Origin of the sequence: Micromonospora sp. AB353, from assembly GCF_049538395.1 — a bacterium.
GTDB lineage: Bacteria > Actinomycetota > Actinomycetes > Mycobacteriales > Micromonosporaceae > Micromonospora > Micromonospora aurantiaca.
Map to the genome: position 1 here is coordinate 1 of NZ_JBMVFV010000008.1, position 22480 is coordinate 22480.

A 22480-nucleotide genomic window follows, 5' to 3' on the forward strand; every position below is an offset into this window, starting at 1 on the left:
CGGGCCGGGCTGGTCGAGGCGGCGCGGTGGCTCGCCGGCCAGGACTCCTTCCTGGGTACGGCCACCGGGCTGCTCGTCGACCTCGGCCGCCTCGACGACCTGGACGAGGTAGCCGCGCTCTGCGCCGGCCGGCCCGTGGTGGCGGTGCGCACCGCGCACCGTATCCGCGAGCGTCTGCTCACCATGCGGCAGCGGCCCGACCCGGCGGCCCTCGCCGGCACCGTGGCCCACCTCGCCGGGCGCGGCGACCTGGCCGGCGGGCTGTTCGCGGTGACGCTCGTCGGGCACGGGTCGGAGTTCGGCTGGAAGACGCCGTGGCGGGAGCTGCTGACCGGGCTGCGCGGTCACCCGGACGCCGACGTGCGGGAGGCCGCGTACACGCTCGACATGAGCTGACCGGGCAGCGTGTCGCCCTATGCTCGGGGCGTGACGCTTCAGCGGATGGACCACGTCAGCGTCGTGGTGGACGACCTGCCGGCCGCGATCGCCTTCTTCACCGAACTCGGGATGGAGGTGGAGGGCGAGATGCCGGTCGAGGGGCAGTGGGTGGACCGGGTCAACGGCATCGACGGCGTGCGGGTCGACATCGCGATGATGCGCACCCCGGACGGCCACGGCAAGCTCGAACTGACGCGGTTCCGGGCGCCGGCACTCGTCGCCGCCGAACCGGCGGACGCGCCGCCGAACACGCTGGGCCTGCGGTCGGTCATGTTCGCCGTGGACGACGTCGACGACACGGTGGCCCGGCTGCGGGCCCACGGCGGCGAGCTGATCGGTGAGGTGGCCGACTACGGGGACGTCTACCGGCTCTGCTACCTGCGTGGTCCGGCGGGCGTCATCGTGGCGCTGGCCGAGCAGCTGAGCTGACGCCTACCGCGCGTCGACCGCGGCCAGCACTGTCATCGCCTCGCGTTCGCGGACGGCCAGGTCGGCCAGGACCGCCGACGCGCGGGTCAGGTGGGCGGCGTCTCCGGTCCGCCCGGCGGTGGCGAGGTGGTCGGCGACGGTGGTCCACAGCGGCGCGATGCCGGCGTACATGAGCTGTGCCCGGCGCACATGGGCGTCGCCGGTGACGGTGGCGGCCTCGGCGAGGAAGTCCCGGTACATGGCGCGGAACAGCGCGCCGCCGGTGCCGCCGCGTTCCATCAGCGTCGCGGCGAGCGGCAGGTCGCGGGCCGGGTCGGCGGCGCGGTCCAGCCAGCGGGTCACCCGGGCGGCGGCGGTGGCGATCCCCCGGTGGCCGAGGTTGGCGATCGGCGGATCGAGGAACGCCCCGGCGTTGGCGCGTACCGCCGCGCGGACGGCGGCGTCCAGGTCCGGCGGGCCGCCGGGAGCGGTGAGCGTGTACGACAGGTGGCGCGCGGTCATCGGCCCACGCGCGGCGCGGGCCCGGGCCAGGCTGTCCAGCGTGGTGGTCACCGCGCCGCCCTGCTGGGCGGTGTCGACCAGGTGGGCGTGGGTGTCGTCGTAGCCGTACATCGCGACCGTGTGCCCGCCGAAGTGGACCCTGGTGGTGAAGTAGTCCAGGTGGTACGAGTCGAGTTGCAGGCCGACCGGCTGCCCGGCGTCCAGCGCGTCGGTGACGTTCCGCCACGCCCTGGCCGCCGACGTCGTCTCCCGGACGCGCAGGTCCAGGCCGAGGCGGCCGGCGGCGGCCCGGGTCACGCACAGCGGCTTGGTGCGCCCGCCGAGGAACGGCACGTCCATGCTCTTGGCGTCCCAGTAGACGAAGCCGAGCCCCTCGCCGAGGCCGAACAGCATCGGCTCGGACAGGTCCAGGCCCGCGTGCCGGGTCAGCACGCCGAGCGTGGTGGTCTCGCAGTGCAGTCCGGGGCGAGGCGTCACGTCGTCGAGGATCACGTCGCCTCCTGTTCCGCCGGCTCGGCGCTCGGGTCGTGCGCCCTGACGGCGGTGCCCGGGTCGTGCGTCGCGACGACGGCGTCCGGGCCGTGGTCGGGGGCCGGGGACAGCAGCGGGCGCAGCGGCCCGTCGCCGGGGGTGCCGGACATCCGGCGGGCCACCCCGGCGAGCAGGTCGGCGGCCTGGACGCGCGGGTCGTCGCGCGAATCGGTCATCACCAGCCCGGCCAGCGGTGACGGGCCGGCCGGGTCGCCCGCGGCCAGTGCCGCCTGGAGGCGGCGCAGCCGGTCCTCGGTGAGCGCGCTCTGCTCGTCGTGGATCACCAGCACCCGCCGCCGGCCGGCGCTCCAGTGCAGCACGGTCTCGGCCAATGCCGGCAGCAGCGGCTCCAGCGGTGGCGGGATCGTCCGGTCGCCCGCGTACAACCGGGCCTGCACGGCTGCCACCCGGGCCGGGTCGAGCGCGTCGAGGACCGCACCGGCCTGCGCGTCGCCGACGTCGCGACGCAGCGCGTCCCGCGCGGCGAAGAACCGCTCGACGCTCCGGTCGTCCGCCCGGTCCCGCCGCTTGGTGCGCAGCATCTCGACAACGGCGGCGAGGAAGGCCGCCCAGCCGCCCCCGGCCGCCTGCCCGGCCCGGTGCAGCGCCGCGGCGGCCGGACGCCGGTCACCGGACAGCCGGGTGCCCGCCGCGTACGACGGCTCGGCCAGCAGCAGGTCGACGACCCGGGTGGCGAGGAAGAACTCCTTGTCGACCAGGTGCACGTGCGCCCGCCCGCGCAGCGCCGACAGGAACCACCGCACCGCCTCGGCGGCCTCGCGGCGGCGCAGGAACTGCCGGGACTTGACCTCGTCGGGCGAGAACCGGAACCCGGACCGCAGCGTACGGATCAGCTCGGCCGCCTCGTCGCGGCTCAGGTCGACGCCGGCGTGGACGATCACCGGAGTGGCCGGGTCGAGCAGGTTGGTGCCGGAGAAGCCGGACTCGTCGCAGGCGATCTCCACCACCGGCCCGGTCACCGCGCCGGACGGCGGCAGCCCGCCCTGAAGCGGCAACCTGGTGGTGGACGTTCCCCCGGCCATGCCGACATGCTCGCCGACCGGGCGCGCCGGGGCCAGCCGATTCGGCCACGCCGGCCTCATTCCCGCGGCGTCGAGCGCCGCCAGGAACGTCTCCCGATCCACGGCGGGACCGTACGCCGCCCCACCGACAAGCTGTCAGCGGCCGTGTCAGCGCCGTGTCAGGGCGGTGGCGGTACGGCCGCCCATGGTGGTCGCATGACGAGTTCAGCGATAGCGGTCTCCGGGCTGCGCAAGGCGTACAAGGACCGGGTGGTGCTCGACGGCATCGACCTGGACGTCCCGGCCGGGACGATCTTCTCCCTGCTCGGCCCGAACGGGGCCGGCAAGACGACGACTGTGAACATCCTGACCACCCTGATCCGCGCCGACGCCGGGTCGGTGCGGGTGGCCGGGCACGACGTGGCCACCGAGGCCAAGGCGGTCCGCGCGGCGATCGGCGTGACCGGGCAGTTCGCGGCGGTGGACGAACTGCTCACCGGGCGGGAGAACCTGCAACTGATGGTCGACCTCGGCCCGCGCAACCGGGTGACCGGCAAGCGGGTCGTCGCCGAACTGCTGGAACGGTTCGACCTGGTCGAGGCCGCCGACAAGCTGGTGTCGACGTACTCCGGGGGTATGCGCCGCAAGCTGGACCTGGCGATGACGCTGGTCGGCGAGCCGCGGATCATCTTCCTGGACGAGCCGACGACCGGGCTGGACCCGCGCAGCCGCCGCACCATGTGGTCGATCATCAGGGAGCTGGTGGCCGGCGGCGTGACGGTCTTCCTCACCACCCAGTACCTCGACGAGGCCGACCGCCTCGCGGACCGGATCGCGGTGCTCGACCAGGGCCGGCTGGTCGCCCAGGGCACGCCGGAGGAGCTGAAGCGCCGGATCCCCGGCACGCACGTGCGGTTGCGGTTCGGCACCGGCGCCGAACTCGACGCGGCGGCGCTGGTGCTGCCCGAGGCGGTACGCGACGAGGAGGCGCTGGCGCTGCGCGTGCCCACCGACGGCGGGACCACGGCGCTGCGCGCCCTGCTCGACCGGCTCGACGCGCACGCGATCAGCGCCGACGACCTGTCCGTCCAGACCCCCGACCTCGACGACGTCTTCCTGGCCCTGACGGGCCGCACCACGGAGGTGGCCGCCAAATGAGCAGGAACCACTCGGTCGTCATGCTGCGCCGCAACCTGACGCACCTGCGCCGCAACCCGACCTCGGTGTTCAACGCCGTGCTGATGCCGATCATCGTGATGCTGATGTTCGTGTACATGCTCGGCGACGCGTTCTCCGTCGGCGTCGACTACGTCGACTACGCGACGCCGGGCCTGATGCTGCTGGCGGTCTGCTACGGCCTCGGCGGCACCGCGACGTCGGTGAACTCCGACATGACCAAGGGCATCATCAACCGGTTCAAGGTCATGCACGTCTCCCGGGGCGCGGTGCTGACCGGCCACGTCGTGGCCACCGTGCTGACGAACGTCCTCGCGGTAGCGGCCCTGGTCGGGGTGGCGTTCCTGCTCGGCTTCCGCCCGGCCGCCGGACCGCTGCACTGGCTCGGCGTGGCCGGCGTGGTGGTGCTGCTCAGCGTCGCGGTCAGCTGGTTCACCGTCGCGCTGGGCCTGTTCGCCAAGTCGCCGGAGTCGGCGGGCATGGCCTCCGTGCCGCTGGTCCTGCTGCCGTTCTTCAGCAGCGCGATCGTGCCCGCCGACAAGATGGGGCCGGGTCTGCGGCAGATCGCCGAGTACCAGCCGTTCACGCCGATCATCGAGACGCTGCGCGGCCTGCTCGAGGGCGCGCCGTCGGCCGGCGACGTGATCCCCGCGCTCGCCTGGTGCGCCGGCATCGCGGTGGTCGGCTACCTGTGGGCGCGGTCCACGTTCACGAAGCGAGCGTGACCTCGACCAGCCGCTCCCAGCCGGTCTCCCGGCCCTGTGCGACCGCCTCGGCGAACCCCGCGTCGCCGAGGCGGTCGCGCGCCGCCGCCTCGATCCGGGGCACGTCGGGGTGGGTGCGGTCGGGCTGCCCGCGTACCGCGGTGGCGGCGCCGAGCAGCCGCGCCGCCTGGTCCGGCCGGTCCAGGCGCAACGCCAGGTCCGCGACACCGACGAGCACCTGCGCGGTCAGCGGCGCATAGCCACCCTCGCGCGCCGCGCGGCACGCCGCCGCCCGATGGGTACGCGACTGCTCGACGTCCTCGGTCAGGTAGCCCAGCAGATCCTGGGTGCCCGCCCGGACACTGGCCAGGTCCGCCTCGTCGCCGAGCAGCGCCGACACCGACCGCAGCTGCGCGTACGCCTCGTCCGCGTCACCGTCGTGACGGGCCAGGTACGCCCGGACCAGCGCCAGTTCGGCCAGCGCGCCCGGCCAGGCGACCCCGGCGGCGAGCCGGTGCGCCTCGGCCAGCGCGTCGGCGCTCGCCGCCGCGTCGTCGCCCAGCCGGTACAGCCAGGCCAGCCGCGCCCGCATCCGGATCACGTCCTCGACGGCGCCGACCTCGGTGACCGCTCTGACCGCCTGCTCGTAGTAGTCGCAGGCGGCGGCGACGTCACCGCGTACGGCGATCAGCTCGGCCAGCTCGCTGAGCGCGAACGAGATCCCGAAGCGTTCACCGACCGCCCGGAACTCGGCGAGCGCCTGCCGCAGGCACGCCTCCGCCTGCGCCGCCTCGATGCCGAGGATGACCCGCAGCTTGCCCAGGTGCAGCCGGGCCAGCGCGCGTACCCACGGATCCTCGTGGTCGAGCAGCGACTCCCAGGCGGGCAGCAGCGCGTCCGGTTCCCGCAACATCCGCTCCATCGGCACGACCAGGGCCAGCTCCGGGTGGCCGCCGCGGCCCTCCCCGCTCAACCGGTACGCCTTGTCGATCCACTCGGCCGCGTGCTGCGCGTCGCCCGGCCCGGAACTGAGGAACAGCACCACGAGTCCGTACACCACGGCGCGGATGTCGTCGGGCACCTCGCCGGGCGCCTCGGTGGCCGCGGCGATCAGTTCCATGCCCTCGGTGCGGTGGCCGCCGAGCCACCAGTACCAGCCGGCGCCGGCGGCGAGCCGCATCGCCTCGGGCCCCTCGCCCGCGGCGAGCGCGCCACGCATCGCGGCGGTGATGTTGTCGTGCTCCGCGTCCAGCCGGGCGAGCCAGGTGAGCTGGTCGACGCGGCGCAGCCGCGGTTCGGCGGTCTCGGCCAGCGCGGTGAAGTACGCCAGGTGCGCGCGGCGCGTGGTGTCCTCCTCCCCCGCCTCGGCGAGCCGCTGCGCGGCGTACTCCTTGATCGTGCCGAGCATGCGGTAGCGCGGCGCGACGTCGCCGGCGGCGACCAGCAGCGACTTCTCGGTCAGCGCGGTGAGCAGGTCGAGCACGTCGCCCGCCTCGACGGCGCCGCCGGCGCAGACCCGCTCGGCCGCGTCCAGGCTCGCCCCGCCGGAGAACACCGACAGCCGGCGCAGCACCGCGCGTTCGGCGTCGCTGAGCAGTTCCCAGCTCCAGTCGACCATCGCGCGCAGCGTCCGGTGCCGGGGCAGGGCGGTCCGGCTGCCGCCGGTGAGCAGCCGGAACCGGTCGTCGAGCCGGGTGGCGAGCTGGTCGACGGACATGGCGCGCAGCCGCGCCGCGGCCAGCTCGATCGCCAGCGGCATGCCGTCGAGCGCGCGGCAGATCCGCGCCATCGTCGTCGCGGTACGGGCGTCGAACGCGAGGTCCCGGCGTACCGCCGCGGCCCGGTCCCGCAGCAGGCGCACGGCGGGCGACGACTCGACCTCGGCGGCAGTGGCGTCGCCGCCGGGCAGGCCGAGCGGCGCGACCGGCCACAGCGTCTCCCCGGTGATGCCGAGTGGTTCCCGGCTGGTGGCCAGGATGCGCAGCCGCCGGCACTCGCCGAGCAGCCGGTGCGCCAGCGTCGCCGCCGCCTCGACGACGTGTTCGCAGTTGTCCAGGATCAGCAGCATCTCCCGGTCCCGGATCGCCGCGACCAGCCGGTCGACCGGTTCCGCGCTGCCCGCGTCGCCGAGCAGCGCGTCCCGCAGGCCGAGCCCGGAGATCGCCGCCTGCACCACGTCCCCGTCGGCGCTGACGGCGGCGAACTCCACCAGCCACGCGCCGTCCGGCAGGTCGCCGGTCAGCCGGCGCCCGGTCTCGGTGGCCAGCCTGGTCTTCCCGGAGCCGCCCGGCCCGGTGAGCGTGGTGAGCCGGTGTTCGGCCACCAGCGCGCCGACGGCGGCGAGGTCGGCGTCCCGCCCGACGAAGCTGGTCAGCTCGGCGCGCAGGTTGGTCCGGCGGGTGTCCTCCCGGCGTACCGTCTCGCCGCGCAGCAGGGCGACGTGCAGCGCCGACAGCTCCGGGGACGGGTCGGCGCCCAGGGCGTCGGCGAGCGCGTCGGCGGTGCGCTGGTAGACCAGCAGCGCCTCGGTGTCCCGGCCGGCCGCGACGAGCGCGCGCATCAGCGACATGGCGAGCCGTTCGCGCACCGGATGGGCGGCCGCCAGGTCGGTCAGTTCCGGGATCAGATCGGCCTCCCGGCCGAGCCCGATCTCCGCGTCGTACCGGTCCTCCGTCGCGGTCAGGCGCAGTCGTTCCAGCCGGGTGGCCGCCGCGTCGAGCGCCGGGCTGTCGGGCAGGCCGACGTCGCGCAGCGCGTCGCCGCGCCACAGGCCCAGCGCCTCGCGCAGCAGCCGGACCCGCTGCGGCCCGTCGCCGTCGCGGGCCCGGCGGACGAGACGTTCGAACCGTACGGCGTCGACGGCGTCGGGCTCGACGACGAGCCGGTAGCCGTCCGGCAGCCCGTCGACCGCGCCCGCCGGCAGGGCCTTGCGCAGCCGGGACACCAGGCGTTGCAGCGCGTTGGCCGCGTCGGCGGGCGGGTGCTCGCCCCAGATCCAGTCGACGAGCGCCGCCTTCGGGACCACCCGGCCGGGCTGGAGCGCGAGGGCGGCCAGCAGCGCGCGCAGCCGCGCGCCCGGCACGTCGGCCGGGACGCCGCCGTCCGTGGTGACCTGGAACGGCCCGAGCAACCCGATCTGCACCCGCCGATCCTGCCACGACCGGCGACCCGGCCCGGGTCGCCGCCCCCGCCGGTCAGGTGGCCGGGCGCAGGTGCCGGCGCTACCTGGTTCACGCACCCATCTCGTACGGGGCACCTCCGGGACACCGATCCTGATAGGTTGCGCGCTCCGCACGGGTTCGACGGGGGAATGCGCATGTCCGACACGGGGGCCGGATCCGATCAGGGAGCGACCGGGAACGAGGAACAGCGGGCAGACACCGCCTGGATGCCGCCGTCCGGCGAGTCGCCGGCCGCTCCCGGCCCGCCACCGCCGGGTCCGGCCTACACACCGCCCACCGCGGGTCCGGCTTACACACCGCCCACCGCGGGTCCGGCTTACGGGCAGCCGACCGCGGTTGCGCCGTTCGGGCCGGCTGCGCCGTTCGGGGCGTACCCGCCGCCCGGCCCGCCGTCGACCGGCCGCAGCCGCGGACTGGTCGCCGCCGTCGCGGCGCTGAGCGTGTTGCTGCTGGTGGCGTGCTCGGGCCTGATCGGCGGCGCGTTCCTGCTGCGGTCCTCCGCGCGACAGACGGCCGAGCCGGAGCCGGTCGCGCCGCCGGTGGCGCCCTGGCGGTCGTCCGGCACGACGCCCGCGCCGGGCGCGACGGCGAGCGTGGAGCCCTCCACGCGCGGGCCGCAGCCCAGCGACTTCCCGGCGGCGCAGATCTCCGACCTCAACGACGTGTGCGACGGCGTCCTCTACTTCCCGCAGTCGCCGAAGCGCACCGGAGCGGCGCCGCACCCGGTGGCGCTGCTCGTCGACACCGACATGGGCACGCGCCGCCACGACCGGGTCTACTACTACGACGAGGGCCTGTCGAAGCGGGTGGAACGGACCTGGGCGTCGGAGGATCCGAAGGTCGTGCAGATGGTCGCCTGCCTGGATCGCACCAGCACCGGCACGACGATCCGCAAGTGCCGCTACGACGACCCGAAGCCGGACACGCTGACGCTGCTGAAGGCCACCTACCGCCTGCGGGTGTACGAGGTGGCGACCGGCCGCAGGCTGCTGGACAAGACCATGGGCGGGGACGACCAGCAGTGCCCGTACGTGGTCCTGTACGGACCGGACAAGAAGATCTACGCCGAGGTCAGCCACCGCTCGCTGCTCTCGGCGCTGCGCAACCTGGTGAAGCGGTAGGCGGGCGACGCCGGCCGGGGTCCACCCGGGACGACGCGGGGAAACCGGCCGCACGGCCCCTCGCGCACCGGCCGGGATGTTCGATAGCATCGAACATCCCGGCGGACGTCCCGCCACCTCGACAGGAGGTCCTCGTGCGGCCCATGAACAGTCAGCCGCCGTCGGAGCAGGCCGGCTCCGGTGGCGCCGCGGACGAGAACACGCCAGCGGGTGTCGTCGGCGGCCGGATCCGGCGCTACCGCAAGGAACGCGGGCTGACCCTGCGCGGCCTCGCCTCCCGCTCCGGGCTGTCCATCGGTTTCCTGTCCCAGGTCGAGCGCGGCATCTCCTCCATCGGCCTGACCGCGCTCGGCAGTGTCGCCAAGGCGCTCGACCGGTCGGTTGCCGACTTCTTCGACGCGGGCACGCCCTCGCCGGACAGCACCGTCTCCTCGCTCCCCCGGCACTTCACGCTGACCAGGGCGGAGACTGCGGCGACGCAGTACGTGTCCGGGCAGCAGACCTACCGCATGCTCTCCGACCGGGGGCCGGACCTGGTGCTCGAACCGATGCTGGTGCACATCGCGCCGGGCGGGCGCCGGGAGAACGCGTACGGCCACCGGGGCGAGGAGTTCGCCTACGTCATCTCCGGCGAGTTGCTCTACGAGGTCGAGGGCGTCGAGCACCGGCTGTTCCCGGGCGACAGCGTGCACCTGCGCTCGTCGGTGCCGCATCAGCTCTTCAACGACACCGACGCGGTGACGACTGTGGTCTCGGTGGTCACGCCCCGTCTGTTCTGACCCGCGCACCGGGCACCACGAATCGCCCTCCGTGTTCACGTAGGTGAACTCGGAGGGCGATTCCACGTCCGGCGTCAGCGACCGAGGCGCGCGTCCACGGCGGTCATCGTGTCCCGCCAGATGACCGAGGCCGGGTCGATGACGGCGAAGTGGTCCCCCGCCTGTTCGAGGTGGCGGATCTCGTCCCCGGCGGCTGCCGCGGCGGCGGCGTAGCGCCGGTTGGCGTCGACGAGGTCGAGGCTGTCCTCCGTCCCCTGCACGAGCAGTGTGGGCACCCCCGTCGGCAGGCGGAGCATCGGGTCGCTCTCGGCGTACCGGCGCGGTGCCGTCACCGGTGACCCGCCCAGCGCGGCGGCGACCGCGCCGTCGCCGAGGTAGCGCCGCTCGCCCTCGGTGAGGTCGAGCACCCCGGCCAGCGACACCGCGAGCGCGACACGCGGCCCGCTCGGACGGGCGGCCAGGTCCGCCGCGGCACGCAACGCGAGCTGCCCGCCGGCCGAGTGTCCCAGCACGACGATCCGGTCCAGGTCGGCCAGCCGGTCGCGGGCCGGTTCCCGCAGTGCGCGCAGGCCCGCCTCCACGTCCTGCGTGGTCGCGTCCCAGCCGTGCCGGTCCGGGCGCCGGTACTCCAGGTTCCAGGACGCGTACCCGCGCCGGGCCAGGTCGGCGGCGAGCGCGTCCATCAGGTCCGCGCCCCAGATGGACCGCCAGAACCCGCCGTGCAGCAGCACCGCGACCGGCGCCGGCCCGGCGTCCGGGGTGGACGGCGGTCGCAGGTCGCCCCACTGGTCCGGGTCCGGGCCGTAGGCGATCCGGGTGGCCGGCGCGCGGAGGCGGTGCACGGCGTGCCGGATCGCCCAGGCCAGGCCCCACAGTCCCCGCCCGGCCAGGTGGACCGCACCGGGCACCGGCGACTCGACGGTCAGGTCGTACCAGACCACGCCGGCCGGCTGCGCGCCGATGAGGGCACGGGCCGCTGGTGTGGGGCCGGGCAGCGCCACCACCGGCTGGTCCGTCGTGGCGAGCAGCGACCGCAACTCGTCGGCCGAGCCGGCGGTGACCACCTGACCGGCGACGTCCAGTTCGGCGCAGGTGGTGGCGGTCAACGACGCCAGCAGAGCCGGGTCGGCCACCAGGCCGGGGCCGACCACCACGGTGAGCCGCACCTGACTCACCTGCGCAGCAGCGGCAGGACGGCCGAGCCGAGCAGGTCCACGCCGCGCTCGTCGGTGAGGCCGTGCGGCGTGCCGAACTCGACCCGGCGCACGCCCGCGTCGATGAGCGCCTGGGCCTGCGCGGCGACCTGCTCCGGGGTGCCGGAGAAGGCGAACCGGTCCAGCACGTCGTCCGGGATCAGCCGGCCCGCCGCCTCGTCCTCGCCCGCGTCGACCAGGTCACCGACGCGCTTGACCAGGTCGTCGGGCATCTCGACGGTCGGGTCCAGCTCGGCCACCACCGCCAGGTACATGGCGACCTCGGTGCGGGCCTTCGCGCGGGCCGCCTCGCCGTCGGTGTCGACGACAGTCACCGCGCCGAGCACGATGCCGACGTCCGCGACGTCGCGGCCGGCCTTCTCCGCCCCCGTCCGCAGCCGCTCCCGGATCACCGGGACCATGTCCGGGTTGGCGCTGCCGCCCACCTTGATCTCGTCGGCGATCCGCCCGGCCAGCGCCGCGCCCTGCGGGCCCCACGCGCCGAGCAGCAGCGGCGGGTCGGGCCGCCGCACGTCGTAGCGCAGCGCGGTGCCGGGGGCGAGCGAGAAGACCTTCCCGGTGAAGCCGCTGCGGTCGCCGCGCAGCAGGCGGTAGACGACCTGGACGGCCTCCTCGATGGTGGTCAGCGGCCTCGGCTGCGGCAGGCCGACAGCGCCCAGCCAGGTCCCCCGGGCCAGACCCAGGTAGGCCCGCCCGTGCGAGGCCAGGTCCAGGGCGGCGAGCTGACCGGCGATCTCGTACGGCGCCATCGAGTACGGGTTCAGGCAGGCCGCGCCGAGGCGTACCCGTTCGGTCGCCTGTGCCATCTCCAGCAGCGGGAAGATCGGCGGCTGGTACATCAGGTCACCGAAGACGGTGAGCACGTCGAAGCCGTGCGCCTCGGCGGCGCGGGCCAGCCGGGCGTAGGCGCCGGCCGGCTTGTCGCTCTGCAGGCCGAGGCCGATCTCGACGGTCATGTCAGGTCCGCCGAGTTCATCGTGCGCCGGCAGGTCCGTTCCACCTTCATGACGAGCCGCTCCTCCGGGTCGGGGCAGATGAAGTGGGAGTCCTGGGCCAGCCAGTCCCCCGGCGCCAGGTCACGCTGCTTGGCGGCGAGGAAGGGCAGCACCGAGGCGAGCGCGTACACGCAGAAGTGCTTTCCCTCGGGCAGCCGCAGGTGCGCGCTGTTCGTCAGTTCGAAGTGGTCGCCCACGGCCATGCCGCACACCGACCGGCCCTCGATCCGGTCGACTGTCACCTTCAGGTCGTAGATCTCCATGTCGCCGCCGGCGGTGTCGCTCACGGCCCCTCCCCTTCGTCGATCCGTACGATGATCTTGCCGGTGGTCCGGCGTTCGGCCAGTTCGGTGAGCGCCGCGGGCGTCTCGTCCAGCGACACGACGCGGCTGACCGGCGGCCGGACCGCGCCGGAGGCGCACATGTCGAACAGCTCCTGGTAGGCGGCCTCGACGGCCGACGCGCGCTGCCACGGGTACTGCGAGCCCCAGGACAGGCCGACGAGCGTCGCGTTCGCCGCCATCAGCCGCAGCGGGTCCACCGGCGGCGGCGCGCCACCGGCCGCGCCCACCGCCACCAGGCGGCCCTCGAACGCCAGGCACTCCCAGGAGCGGGCGAACACGTCGCCGCCCACCGGGTCCACCACGACGTCCACGCCCCGCCCGCCGGTGGCCGCGCGCACGGCGGGCACGAAGTCGTCCGCCGTGTAGTCGATCGCCACCTGGGCGCCGTGATCGCGGCAGATCGCGGTCTTGGCCGGGCCACCCGCCGTGGCCAGGACCCGCGCGCCGCGGGCGACGGCGAGCTGGATCGCGGCGATGCCCACCCCGCCGGCGCCGGCGTGCACCAGCACCGTCTGCCCGGCGGTGAGACCGGATCGTTCCAGCGCGAACCACGCGGTCTGGTAGGTGACCGGCAGCGCCGCCGCAGTGACCGGGTCGACGGTGGACGGTCGCGGCACCACCACCGCGGCGTCCACGGTGACGGTCGTGCCGAGCGCGCCGCGCGGCAGTGCCGGGCAGGCGAGCACCTCCTGACCCAGCAGGTGCTCGGCCCCGGCGCCGGCGGCGACGACCCGGCCGGCCGTCTCCACGCCGGGTGTCATCGGCGGGTCCGGCCGCACCGGGTACTCGCCCCGGCAGAGCATGACGTCCAGGAAGTTCAGCCCCACCGTACGGACGGCGAGCCGTACCTCACCGGGGCCGGGCGGCGGGTCGTCGGGCAGCTCGGCGACCGACAGCACGTCCGCCGGCTCGCCGGTCCGCCCGGCGACCAGCCGCCGGATCATGCCGCGACCACCGGTTCCCGGACCAGCTCGGCGTGGTGGTGCACGATCACCCAGCGGCCGTCGATCCGGCGCACCACGTCGGTGACCCGGGTGATCTCCGGCTCGTCGTCCGGGCCGAGCTGCGCGACCAGCTCGTACCGGGCGACGCCGAAGTCGTCCCACACGTCGATGCGCTTGTCCCGCGGGGCGAGCACCGCCAGCCGGGGCCGCTGCCCCGCGGCGTCGCGCCGGGCGCGGTACTCGTCCAGCTCGGCCCGGGTCCGCAGCGGCCCGGGCAGGTGCGTCTCCCAGGTGGTCACGTCGGGGTCCAGGTGCGTGTCGAACCGCTGCTGGTCCCCGGCGAGGAACGCGTCGTACATGTCGTCGATGCCGGCGGCGATCGCTGCGGCGTCTGAATCCGCGAACGTCATCGCGTCTCCTCCTGGTTCCGGTCGTCGCGGGCGATCCGCCCGCCCTTCATCACCCACCGCACGTCCCGGAACGCCGAGGTGTCGGCGAGCGGGTCGGCGTCGGTCGCGATCAGGTCGGCGAGCTTGCCGACCTCGACGGTGCCGAGGTCGGACTCGGCGCCGAGCCACCGGATCGGTCCGAGCGTGCCGGCGTGGATGGCCCGCGCGGTGCCGATCCGCTCGGACATGTACTCCAGCTCCCGGATCGAGGCGGTGGTGCCCTCGAACTCCCAGAACGGGGGCATGTCGCTGCCGAGCAGCACCTCCACCCCGGCGGCGATCGCCATGTCGAAGCTCTCCAGGTGCCGGGGGCCGGCGCCGAGCGACCGGCACTGCATCCACTCCGGCACGCCCAGCTCGTCGAAGAACTCCTTGCACCGGGTCACCAGCAGCGTCGGCACGAGCGCGGTGCCGCGCTCGGCCATCCGCGCCGCGACCTGCGGAGTGAGCTGGTAGCCGTGCTCCACGCAGTCCAGTCCCAGCTCCACGGCCGCGCCGATCACGTCGGCCGGTCCGGCGTGCGCTGTCACCTTGCGGCCCCACGCGTGCGCGGTCTCGATCACCGCGGTCATCTCGTCGGCGAACAACTGGGGCGTGTGGATGCTCTCGTGCTCACCGGCGATACCGCCCGAGATCATCACCTTGATCAGGTCCGCGCCCGCCTTGATCTGGCTGCGGACGCCGTGGCGGAAGCCCACCGGGCCGTCACATTCGAGCGTGTCGTTGCTCTCGTGGCCGTGCCCGCCGGTGCACACCAGCGCCCGGCCGGCGGTGTAGATGCGCGGACCCGGCACGCGCCCGGCGTTGATCGCCCGCCGCAACGCGAAGTCGGCGTGGTCCTTCTCCGCCACGCAGCGCACAGTGGTCACACCGGAGTGCAGCGTGCGCCGCGCCCCGTCGGCCATGTAGTGGGCGAGGTCGTACGCGCCCATCCCCTTGACGCCCTCGCCGGCGGAGCCGGGCAGCGACAGCGAGAAGTGGGTGTGCATGTTGACCAGACCGGGCGTCACGTACGCGCCGTCGAGGTCCACCTCGGTCAGCCGGCCGGCGGCCCGCGCCTGCTCGGCCACCTCGGCGTACGGCCCGACGGCGGCGATCCGGTCACCCCGGACCCACACCCCGGCACCGGTCACGGGCGCAATGCCGTCCACCACGCGGGCATCGAGCACTGTGCAGTTGCCGAGCAGCACGCTCGGCTGTTCGGGCGAATAGGCGGCACTCACGTGATCACTCCATAAACGTCTCGGGCGGCCCGCGCGGAGACGTAGCCCTCGGCCACGTCCCGTCGTACCGCCTCCGGATCCCGACTCCTCGGGTCACCGTGCCCGCCGCCACCGGCGGTCAGCAACGTCACCCGATCCCCCACCGCCACCGCGGTACGCCGTGTGCTCACCCGGTGCTCCCGGTCCGTGCCCGGGAAGACGACCACCTGATTCGGCTCCGGCTGCTCGCCGCCGGCCAGCGCCCACGGGGCGCTCCTCGTCTTCTTGATCACCGACAGGAACTCACCCGGCGTCACGAACCGGATGTCCCGCCGCAGGCCGCAGCCGCCCCGGAACCGGCCGGCGCCACCCGAGTCGGTACGGATCTCCAGGCGCTCGAAGAACATGCCGGTCTTCGACTCCAGCACCTCCACAGGCGTGTTGCGCGCCTGGGTCTGGCACAGGTGGTTCGCCGGTCCGATGCCGTCGTGCCGGGGGGTGCCGCCCCAGCCGACCGGGTCGTTGTTGCTGACCGCGAACATGTCGCCGGTGTCCGGGTGCCGGCCGACCATCATGAACCCGGGCACGTCGCCGCCGGAGGAGGCGGCCAGCCGGTCCGGCATGCCCTGGGCCAGCGCCTTGAGGATCAGCTCCAGCGCGACGGTGCCGGTCCACTGGGTGAACGTCGCGGCCGGGTACTGCGCGTGGAACAGCGTGCCGGGCTCGGCGCGTACCCGCAGGGGCGCGAAGTGCCCGGCGTTCGTCTGCTCATGCGGCGTGGTGACGCCCTTGAACGCGACCCGGCAGGTGGCGATGGTGGCGCCCAGCGGCAGGTTCACCGGCCCGGGCACCGCCGGGGACGACCCGGCGAAGTCCACTGTGAACGCGCCGTCGGCGACGGTGACGGTGACCCGCATGAGGATCGGGTCGTCGCTCACGCCGTCGTCGTCGAGCCAGTCCTCGGCGGTCCAGCTGCCCTGCGGCAGCGCGGCCACCGCCGCCTCGGCGCGCTGCGCGGCGGCGTCGATCACCCGGTCGACGACGGCGTCGACCACTGCGGGGCCGTAGTGGCGGTACAGCTCGGTCACCCGCCGCTCGCCGGTCCGCAGCGCGGCGATCTGCGCGTTGAGGTCGCCGAGCACGAGTTCCGGCATCCGCGAGTTGAACCGGATCAGCTCGTGGATCTCCGGCACCGGCTCGCCCCTGACGTACACCTTCGTGCCGGGGAAGATGATCCCCTCCTGGTGCATGTCCGTGGAGTCGAGCACGTAGCCGGGATCCTTGGCGCCCAGGTCCATCCAGTGCGCCCGGATGCACAGGTAGCCGATCAGCTCCTCGCTGTCCGGCAGCACGACCGGCGCGAACATCGTCGCGTCGTACGTGTGCGCCGCGTTCCAGTACGGGTAGTTGAGCAGCACCACGTCGCCGCGGTGCAGGTTCTCCACGCCGACGTACTCGACGCCCTTGCGCAGCGAGTAGTCGTTGGCGCCGAGGAAGCGGGACAACCCCGTGGACTCCGCGACCAGCCGCAGCCGCCGGTCGTAGACGGAGATGCCGAAGTCGTACACCTCGTAGATCACCGGGTTGAACGCGGTGCGCACCAGCGCGGCCCGCATCTCCTCGGCGGCCGAGACGAGATGGCTGCGGACGACCTCGACGGTCGCCCCGTCGACCGTCGGCTCACCCATCGACGTCCACTCCGTAGACGTCCCGGGCCGCCTCCCGGGAGACGTACCCCTCGGCCACGTCCCGCCGCACCGCCTCGGGGTCGCGGCCGCGCGGGTCGCCGTGCCCGCCGCCACCGGCGGTCAGCAGGGTGACCCGGTCACCCGCCGCCACCACGGTGCGCTTGGTGCTCACCCGGTGCTCGCGGTCGGTGCCCGGGAACACGACGATCTGGTTCGGCTCCGGCTGCTCGCCGCCGTCGAGCGCCCACGGCGCGCTCTTGGTCTTCTTGATGACGGTGAGGAACTCGCCCGGGGTCAGGAAGCGGATGTCGCGCCGCAGGCCGCAGCCGCCCCGGAACCGACCCGCGCCACCGGAGTCCGCGCGGATCTCCCAGCGCTCGAAGAACATCCCGGTCTTGGCCTCCATGACCTCGATCGGGGTGCCCCGGCCGGTGCTGCCGGAGACGTGCGTGGCGGCGTCCATGCCGTCGTGCTGCGCGGTGCCGCCCCAGCCCACCAGGTCGTTGTTGCTGACCGCGAACATCTTGCCGGTGTCCGGGTGCACGCCGACCATCATGAAGCCGGGCACGTCGCCGCCGGAGGACGCGGGCAGCCGGTCCGGCATGCCCTGCGCCAGCGCCTTGAGGATCAGCTCCACCGCGACGATGCCGGTCCAGAGCGTGAACGTGGGCTGCGGGTAGACGGCATGGAACAGGCTGCCCGGCTCGGCCCGCACCTCCAGCGGCGCCACGGTGCCGGCGTTCGACGGCTCGTCCCGCGACGTCAGCGACTTCAGCACGACCTTGCAGATCGCCTCGGTCGCCCCGAACGGCATGTTGATCGGGCCGCGGGTGGCCGGGGCCGAGCCGGCGAAGTCGACGATGAAGTTTCCGTCGTCGATCGTCACCGTGACGCGCATCTTCACCGGGTCGTCGGTGATGCCGTCGTCGTCCACCCAGTCCTCGGCGGTCCAGGTGCCCTGCGGCAGCGTCGCCAGCGCCGCCCGGGCGCGGGCCTCACCGTCGGCGATGATCCGGTCGATCGCCTGGTCGACGGTGGCCCGGCCGAACTTCTCGATGATCTCCAGCATCCGGCGCTCGCCGGTGCGCAGCGCGGCGATCTGCGCGTGCAGATCACCGAGCACCGCGTCGGGCATCCGCGAGTTGAAGCGGATCAACTCGTGGATCTCGCGCACCGGCACGCCCCGGGACACGACCTTGGTGCCCGGGAAGATCAGCCCCTCCTGGTGCATGTCGGTCGAGTCGAGCACATAACCCGGGTCCTTCGCGCCCAGGTCCATCCAGTGCGCGCGGACGCAGAGGAAGCCGACCAGCTCGCCGTCCGCGTCCGGGTCCGCCTCGTCCGGCCGGAACACCGGCGCGAACAGCGTCGCGTCGTACGCGTGCGCCGCGTTCCAGTACGGGTAGTTGAGCAGCACCACGTCGCCGCGGTGCAGGTTCTCCCGGCCCACGTACTCCACGCCCTTGCGCAGCGAGAAGTCGTTCGCGCCGAGGAAGAACGTCAGCCCGGTGGCCTCGGCGACCAGCCGCAGGTCGGCGTCGTACATCGACAGGCCGAAGTCGTGCACCTCGTAGATGACCGGGTTGAACGAGGTACGGATGAGGGTGGCCCGCATCTCCTCCGCGGCGGACAGCAGATAGCTGCGGACGACCTCGACCTGGGCTCCGTCCAGCGTGGTCATGCGGCTTCCTCCAGGGTGACGAGCAGGTATCCGTGGTCGTCGACGGTGACCCGCTGACCACTGGGCACCACTGTGGTGGAGGTGCCCTCGTCGACCAGCGCCGGTCCGTCGAAGGTGTCGCCCGGCGCCAGACGGGCCCGGTCGTAGACCGCGAACGGCACCACCGCCTGCTGCCCGAAGTCGTACGCGTCGCGGTGCGCCAGCAGCGCCTGCGACGGGTCGCCGTCGCCGCGCGGCAGGGTCTCCAGCTCCGGCCGATCGGTGCGCCCGATGCCGCGCACCCGCAGGTTGAGGATCTGGAGCGGGTTGCCCATGGTGTGGCCGTACCGGGCGCGGTGCGTCTCGTCGAACGCGGCGCGGACGGCGTCGCGGTCCAGCTCACGCCCGACGGTGACCATCAGGCTGTGCTCCTGGCCCAGGTAGCGCAGCTCGAACTGCCGCTCCAGCACCGCCTCGCCGGCCGGCACGCCCTGCGCCACCAGCGACGCGACCGCCTCGGCCTCGACCGCCTTGAACAGCTGCTCCAGCTCCGACAGGTCGGCGTCGTCGAGCGTGGCCATCACGGTACGGCTGAAGTCGTTGACGATGTCGGCCGAGAGCATGCCCCAGGCGGAGAAGCCGGACGGCGCGAACGGCACGACCACCTCCCCGATGCCCATCTCCCGGGCCAGCAGCGGCGCCAGCAACGGGCCGGCCCCGCCGAACGCGAGCAGCGCGAACTGCCGGGGGTCGTGCCCCCGCTCGACGGTGATCTGCCGGACCGCGCCGACGGTGCGGGCCAGCAGCACGTCGAACACGCCCGCCGCCGCGTTCTCCACGCTGAGGCCGAGCGGATCGGCCAGCTGCTCCTGGATCGCGGCGCGCGCCTCGGCGTCGCGCAGGCCCATGGTGCCGGCGAGGAACCGGTCCGGGTCCATGTAGCCGAGTACCACCGCCGCGTCGGTCACAGTCGGCCTGGTGCCACCTCGGCCGTAGCAGACCGGGCCGGGGTCGGCGCCGGCGCTCTGCGGGCCGACCTTGAGCAGGCCGTGGTCCAGCCAGGCGATCGATCCGCCGCCGGCGCCGATGGTACGGATGTCGTACGTCGGGATGAGCAGCGGGAAGTGCTCCAGTTGGGCCTCGTACGCGGCGACCGGGTTGCCGCGCTCGATCACGCAGGCGTCCAGCGAGGTGCCGCCGATGTCGAACGTGAGCACGTTGTCCCGGCCCAGCTCGGAGGCGACGTACGCGGCGCCGACGATGCCGCCGGCCGGGCCGGACAGCACGGTGTGCGTGGGTGCGGTCTTGGCGACCGCGCTGGTCATCGAGCCGCCACCGGAGCGCATGATCAGGAAGCGCCCGGCGAAGCCGCGCTCGGCCAGGCCGGACTCCAGCTCGTCCACGTACCGCTCGAAGATCGGCCGGATGTACGCCTCCAGCACGGTGGTGCTGGTGCGCTCGTACTCCCGGTACTCGCGCACGATGTCTGTCGACAGCGACAGGCTGACCTCGGGGAACTCCTCGTGGATGAGGCGCGCGGCCTCCCGCTCGTGGCTCGGGTCGAGGAACGAGTGCAGGAAGCAGATGGCGATCGAGGTGACCTGCTGGTCCACCACGAGCGTGCGGGCGGCCTCCCGGACGCTGTCCGGGTCCAGCGGCTCCACCACGCGGCCCCGGTAGTCGAGCCGGCCCCGCACGCCGGCGGTGAAGCGGCGCTGCACCAGGCTCTCCGGCCGCTGGTACTGGAAGTCGTACATGTGGTCGGACGGCACGTTGCCGCGGCCGATCAGGAAGATGTCCCGGAAGCCCTCGTTGGTGATGATGCCGGTACGGCCACCACGACGCTCCAGCACCGCGTTGAGGCCGAGGGTGGTGCCGTGGATGAACAGCTCCACCTCGGACAGGTCGGTGCCGAGCGCGGTGATCGCGTTGAGGACACCGTCCGCGGGCCGGGCCGGGGTCGTGGCCGCCTTGCGGAAGCGGACCCGGTTGGTGCGCGTGTCCAGCTCCATGGCGTCCACGAAGGTCCCGCCGATGTCGACGGCGAGCCGGATGGGGCGACGGGTCATGGCGTGACAGCCTGCCTTCCGATGAGGGCGGGAAGCTCGGGAACGCGCCAGCAGGCGGCCCGGCTCTCGCCGTACGACTGAAGCTCCTGCTGCTCCGTTCGGCACCGGTCGGTGACGAACGGGCACCGGGCGGCCATCGGGCACCCGGTCGCGGCGTCGGCTTCCTCCAGGTCCTTGACCAGCTCGACGGACTCGCCGTCGGACCCGGCCGTCCCGCCGAGGCGGGGGGCGCTGCCCAGCAGCGCGCGGGTGTACGGGTGCCGGGGCGTGTCGAAGACGACGTCCACCGGTCCCTCCTCGACGACCCGGCCGAGGTAGAGCACCACGACGCGGTCGGCGAACCCGCGCACCGTGGCCAGGTCGTGGGAGATGAACACCGAGGCGCGGTCCGCGTCGGCGGCCACGTCGGCGATCACGTCGAGGATCTGCGCCTGGACGGTGACGTCCAGCGCCGAGGTCGGTTCGTCGAAGACGATCAGGTCCGGCTCGCCGACCAGCGCGCGGGCGATGCCGATGCGTTGCGCCTGGCCGCCGGACAGCTCGTGCGGGTAGCGCCGGAGGATCGACCGGTCCAGCTCCATCCGGTCAAGCACGGCGTTGACGCGCTCTTCCCGCTGGGCCGGGGACAGGCCCGCGGCGCGCAGCGGCTCGGCGATGGAGTCGCCGACGGGACGGCGCGGGCTGAGCGAACCGATCGGATCCTGGAACACGAGCTGCGCCCGGGTGCGGGCCCGGCGCAGCGCCCGGCCGCGTGGGCGGGGGCGGCCCGGCTGCTTGACCAGCGCCTGCCCGGCGACCGTGACGGTGCCGGACGTGGGCGCGACCAGGCCCATCACGAGCTTCGCAAGGGTGCTCTTGCCGCAGCCGCTCTCGCCCACCACGCCCAGCGTCTCGCCCGGTCCGAGCCGGAGCGTGACGCCGCGCAGCGCGTGGTGACCGCCGGATCCGAACCGGCTGCGGTAGACGACGTGCGCGTCCTCGATCTCCAGCACCGCGGGCTTCGGGTCCGTGCCGGCCGCGACCGCGCCGGACGTGGGCGGCGTGTGCGACACCTGCGGCACGTCGGCGTCCAGCGGCCGGGTCTGCGGGTGGAAGCAGGCGAGCGACCACTCGCCGCCGCCGGGCACCGGCACGGTGGCCGGGCGCCGGGACGAGCAGGTGCCGTCGGCGTGCGCGCACCGGGCGACGAACGGGCAGTTGTGCGGCGCCTGCGTCAGCAGCGGCATGGCGCCGGGGGTGGCGACGACCGGCCGGCCGCCGACGTCCGGCACCGACCGCAGCAGCGCCCGGGTGTACGGGTGCGCGGGCTCCCGCAGCACCTGCGCGGCCGGTCCGCTCTCCACCACGGTGCCGGCGTAGAGCACCACCACCCGGTCGCAGACCTCCGCGATGGACGCCAGGTCGTGCGAGATCAGCAGGACGCCCCGGCCGTCGGTGTCGGCGGCGTGCCGGAACTGGCGCAGGATCTCCCGGGTCAGCGTCACGTCGAGGCCGGTGGTCGGCTCGTCGGCGATCAGCAGCTCCGGCGCGCAGCCGGTGGCCAGCGAGATCATCACACGCTGGGCCATGCCGCCGGACAGCTCGTGGGCGTACGCATCGAGCCGCCGCTGCGGGCTGCGGATGCCGACCGCCTCGAACAGCTCGCGCGCCGCCTCCCGGGCCCGCTCGCCGGACATCTCCTGGTGGGTGGCGAGCCGGTCGACGAGTTGCTTGCCGATGGTGCGGGTGGGACTGAGCGCGCCGCGCGGGTTCTGGAAGCAGATCGCCACCCCCCGGCCGCGGTGGGCGGCGAGCGCGGTGTCGTCCATGCGCAGCACGTCCGAGTCGCCGAACAGCACCCGGCCGGTGGCGTGCGAGCCGCCGGGCAGCAGCCCGACGATGGCGCGGGCCACCATGCTCTTGCCGCCGCCGCTCTCGCCGACCAGGCCGACGACCTCGCCGGGCCGGACGGCGAAGCTGACGCCGCTGAGCGCGGCGACCTGCCGGCCGGGCCGGCGGATCGTCACGGAGAGGTTCTCGATCGAGAGCATGG

18 protein-coding genes and 1 pseudogene are annotated in these 22480 nt (G+C 74.0%); 6 read left to right on the forward strand and 13 right to left on the reverse strand.

All coding sequences use genetic code 11. From position 1 onward, the window contains the following. Window positions 1–396: pseudogene (locus ACPCK6_RS06255) on the forward strand (hypothetical protein); the annotation flags it as partial. Between the two features lie 45 nt (window positions 397–441). Further along, window positions 442–867: a VOC family protein gene (locus tag ACPCK6_RS06260; RefSeq protein ID WP_423480636.1), complete on the forward strand. Its 426-nt coding sequence runs from the start codon at window positions 442–444 to the stop codon at window positions 865–867. Window positions 868–870: 3 nt separating this feature from the next. Here ACPCK6_RS06260 and ACPCK6_RS06265 read toward each other — a convergent pair whose 3' ends face one another. Both ACPCK6_RS06265 and ACPCK6_RS06270 read right to left on the reverse strand, forming a co-directional pair. Continuing rightward, entirely contained in the window at window positions 871–1860 is a 990-nt protein-coding gene (locus ACPCK6_RS06265) for a BtrH N-terminal domain-containing protein (RefSeq protein WP_423480566.1), read from the reverse strand. Beyond that, complete coding sequence (locus ACPCK6_RS06270) at window positions 1857–3044, reverse strand: DUF3800 domain-containing protein (RefSeq protein WP_423480567.1); 1188 nt, start codon at window positions 3042–3044, stop codon at window positions 1857–1859. Before ACPCK6_RS06270 ends, ACPCK6_RS06265 begins: the two co-directional genes overlap by 4 nt. Window positions 3045–3137: 93 nt before the next feature. Here ACPCK6_RS06270 and ACPCK6_RS06275 point away from each other — a divergent pair, with 93 nt between their 5' ends. Further along, window positions 3138–4079: an efflux ABC transporter ATPase subunit, DrrA-related gene (locus ACPCK6_RS06275; protein WP_423480568.1), complete on the forward strand. Its 942-nt coding sequence runs from the start codon at window positions 3138–3140 to the stop codon at window positions 4077–4079. Continuing rightward, complete coding sequence (locus ACPCK6_RS06280; RefSeq protein ID WP_318333226.1) at window positions 4076–4822, forward strand: ABC transporter permease; 747 nt, start codon at window positions 4076–4078, stop codon at window positions 4820–4822. Before ACPCK6_RS06275 ends, ACPCK6_RS06280 begins: the two co-directional genes overlap by 4 nt. On the opposite strand, the gene ACPCK6_RS06285 is transcribed toward ACPCK6_RS06280, so the two are convergent. Continuing rightward, window positions 4806–7943 (reverse strand): ATP-binding protein, encoded by a 3138-nt coding sequence (locus tag ACPCK6_RS06285; RefSeq protein WP_423480569.1) that lies wholly within the window; start codon window positions 7941–7943, stop codon window positions 4806–4808. The two genes, ACPCK6_RS06280 and ACPCK6_RS06285, sit on opposite strands and share 17 nt — an antisense overlap. Window positions 7944–8423: 480 nt before the next feature. Between ACPCK6_RS06285 and ACPCK6_RS06290 the strand changes: the two genes are divergently transcribed. Then, window positions 8424–9104, forward strand: a complete 681-nt coding sequence (locus ACPCK6_RS06290; RefSeq protein WP_423480570.1) for a hypothetical protein — start codon at window positions 8424–8426, stop codon at window positions 9102–9104. Between the two features lie 143 nt (window positions 9105–9247). After that, complete coding sequence (locus ACPCK6_RS06295) at window positions 9248–9883, forward strand: helix-turn-helix domain-containing protein (protein WP_228532064.1); 636 nt, start codon at window positions 9248–9250, stop codon at window positions 9881–9883. A 74-nt stretch (window positions 9884–9957) separates the two neighbouring features. On the opposite strand, the gene ACPCK6_RS06300 is transcribed toward ACPCK6_RS06295, so the two are convergent. From ACPCK6_RS06300 to ACPCK6_RS06345, 10 genes are read right to left on the reverse strand one after another with little or no spacing between them, the layout of a single operon-like run. Then, the gene (locus tag ACPCK6_RS06300; RefSeq protein ID WP_423480571.1) at window positions 9958–11049 is read right to left on the reverse strand and encodes an alpha/beta hydrolase; all 1092 of its coding nucleotides are present in this window, start codon (window positions 11047–11049) and stop codon (window positions 9958–9960) included. Window positions 11050–11054: 5 nt separating this feature from the next. After that, window positions 11055–12053, reverse strand: a complete 999-nt coding sequence (locus ACPCK6_RS06305; protein ID WP_396880710.1) for an LLM class flavin-dependent oxidoreductase — start codon at window positions 12051–12053, stop codon at window positions 11055–11057. Further along, window positions 12050–12379, reverse strand: a complete 330-nt coding sequence (locus ACPCK6_RS06310) for a TIGR04076 family protein (RefSeq protein WP_423480572.1) — start codon at window positions 12377–12379, stop codon at window positions 12050–12052. Before ACPCK6_RS06310 ends, ACPCK6_RS06305 begins: the two co-directional genes overlap by 4 nt. Further along, window positions 12376–13380, reverse strand: a complete 1005-nt coding sequence (locus ACPCK6_RS06315) for a zinc-binding dehydrogenase (protein WP_396880712.1) — start codon at window positions 13378–13380, stop codon at window positions 12376–12378. Before ACPCK6_RS06315 ends, ACPCK6_RS06310 begins: the two co-directional genes overlap by 4 nt. After that, window positions 13377–13790 carry a nuclear transport factor 2 family protein gene (locus ACPCK6_RS06320; RefSeq protein ID WP_423480573.1) on the reverse strand — a complete coding sequence of 138 codons (414 nt, stop codon included), beginning with the start codon at window positions 13788–13790 and terminating at the stop codon, window positions 13377–13379. The genes ACPCK6_RS06315 and ACPCK6_RS06320 overlap by 4 nt, the downstream gene beginning before the upstream one ends. After that, window positions 13787–15052: an amidohydrolase family protein gene (locus tag ACPCK6_RS06325; protein WP_423480574.1), complete on the reverse strand. Its 1266-nt coding sequence runs from the start codon at window positions 15050–15052 to the stop codon at window positions 13787–13789. The genes ACPCK6_RS06320 and ACPCK6_RS06325 overlap by 4 nt, the downstream gene beginning before the upstream one ends. Next, window positions 15049–16719, reverse strand: coding sequence for a hydantoinase B/oxoprolinase family protein (locus ACPCK6_RS06330; RefSeq protein ID WP_423480575.1), 1671 nt, complete (start codon window positions 16717–16719; stop codon window positions 15049–15051). The genes ACPCK6_RS06325 and ACPCK6_RS06330 overlap by 4 nt, the downstream gene beginning before the upstream one ends. Next, the gene (locus ACPCK6_RS06335; RefSeq protein ID WP_423480576.1) at window positions 16712–18400 is read right to left on the reverse strand and encodes a hydantoinase B/oxoprolinase family protein; all 1689 of its coding nucleotides are present in this window, start codon (window positions 18398–18400) and stop codon (window positions 16712–16714) included. The genes ACPCK6_RS06330 and ACPCK6_RS06335 overlap by 8 nt, the downstream gene beginning before the upstream one ends. Continuing rightward, the gene (locus tag ACPCK6_RS06340) at window positions 18397–20448 is read right to left on the reverse strand and encodes a hydantoinase/oxoprolinase family protein (protein WP_423480577.1); all 2052 of its coding nucleotides are present in this window, start codon (window positions 20446–20448) and stop codon (window positions 18397–18399) included. Before ACPCK6_RS06340 ends, ACPCK6_RS06335 begins: the two co-directional genes overlap by 4 nt. Then, window positions 20445–22478: an ABC transporter ATP-binding protein gene (locus ACPCK6_RS06345; RefSeq protein ID WP_423480637.1), complete on the reverse strand. Its 2034-nt coding sequence runs from the start codon at window positions 22476–22478 to the stop codon at window positions 20445–20447. The genes ACPCK6_RS06340 and ACPCK6_RS06345 overlap by 4 nt, the downstream gene beginning before the upstream one ends. Window positions 22479–22480 lie beyond the last annotated feature (2 nt).

Bases quoted from the DNA above. Each gene is read 5' to 3' on its own strand.
- ACPCK6_RS06340 (WP_423480577.1), bottom strand. From the start codon at position 20,448: ATGACCCGTCGCCCCATCCGGCTCGCCGTCGACATCGGCGGGACCTTC.
- ACPCK6_RS06305 (WP_396880710.1), bottom strand. From the start codon at position 12,053: ATGACCGTCGAGATCGGCCTCGGCCTGCAGAGCGACAAGCCGGCCGGC.
- ACPCK6_RS06275 (WP_423480568.1), top strand. From the start codon at position 3,138: ATGACGAGTTCAGCGATAGCGGTCTCCGGGCTGCGCAAGGCGTACAAG.
- ACPCK6_RS06280 (WP_318333226.1), top strand. From the start codon at position 4,076: ATGAGCAGGAACCACTCGGTCGTCATGCTGCGCCGCAACCTGACGCAC.
- ACPCK6_RS06345 (WP_423480637.1), bottom strand. From the start codon at position 22,478: ATGCTCTCGATCGAGAACCTCTCCGTGACGATCCGCCGGCCCGGCCGG.
- ACPCK6_RS06260 (WP_423480636.1), top strand. From the start codon at position 442: ATGGACCACGTCAGCGTCGTGGTGGACGACCTGCCGGCCGCGATCGCC.
- ACPCK6_RS06335 (WP_423480576.1), bottom strand. From the start codon at position 18,400: ATGACCACGCTGGACGGAGCCCAGGTCGAGGTCGTCCGCAGCTATCTG.
- ACPCK6_RS06315 (WP_396880712.1), bottom strand. From the start codon at position 13,380: ATGATCCGGCGGCTGGTCGCCGGGCGGACCGGCGAGCCGGCGGACGTG.
- ACPCK6_RS06295 (WP_228532064.1), top strand. From the start codon at position 9,248: ATGAACAGTCAGCCGCCGTCGGAGCAGGCCGGCTCCGGTGGCGCCGCG.
- ACPCK6_RS06330 (WP_423480575.1), bottom strand. From the start codon at position 16,719: ATGGGTGAGCCGACGGTCGACGGGGCGACCGTCGAGGTCGTCCGCAGC.
- ACPCK6_RS06320 (WP_423480573.1), bottom strand. From the start codon at position 13,790: ATGACGTTCGCGGATTCAGACGCCGCAGCGATCGCCGCCGGCATCGAC.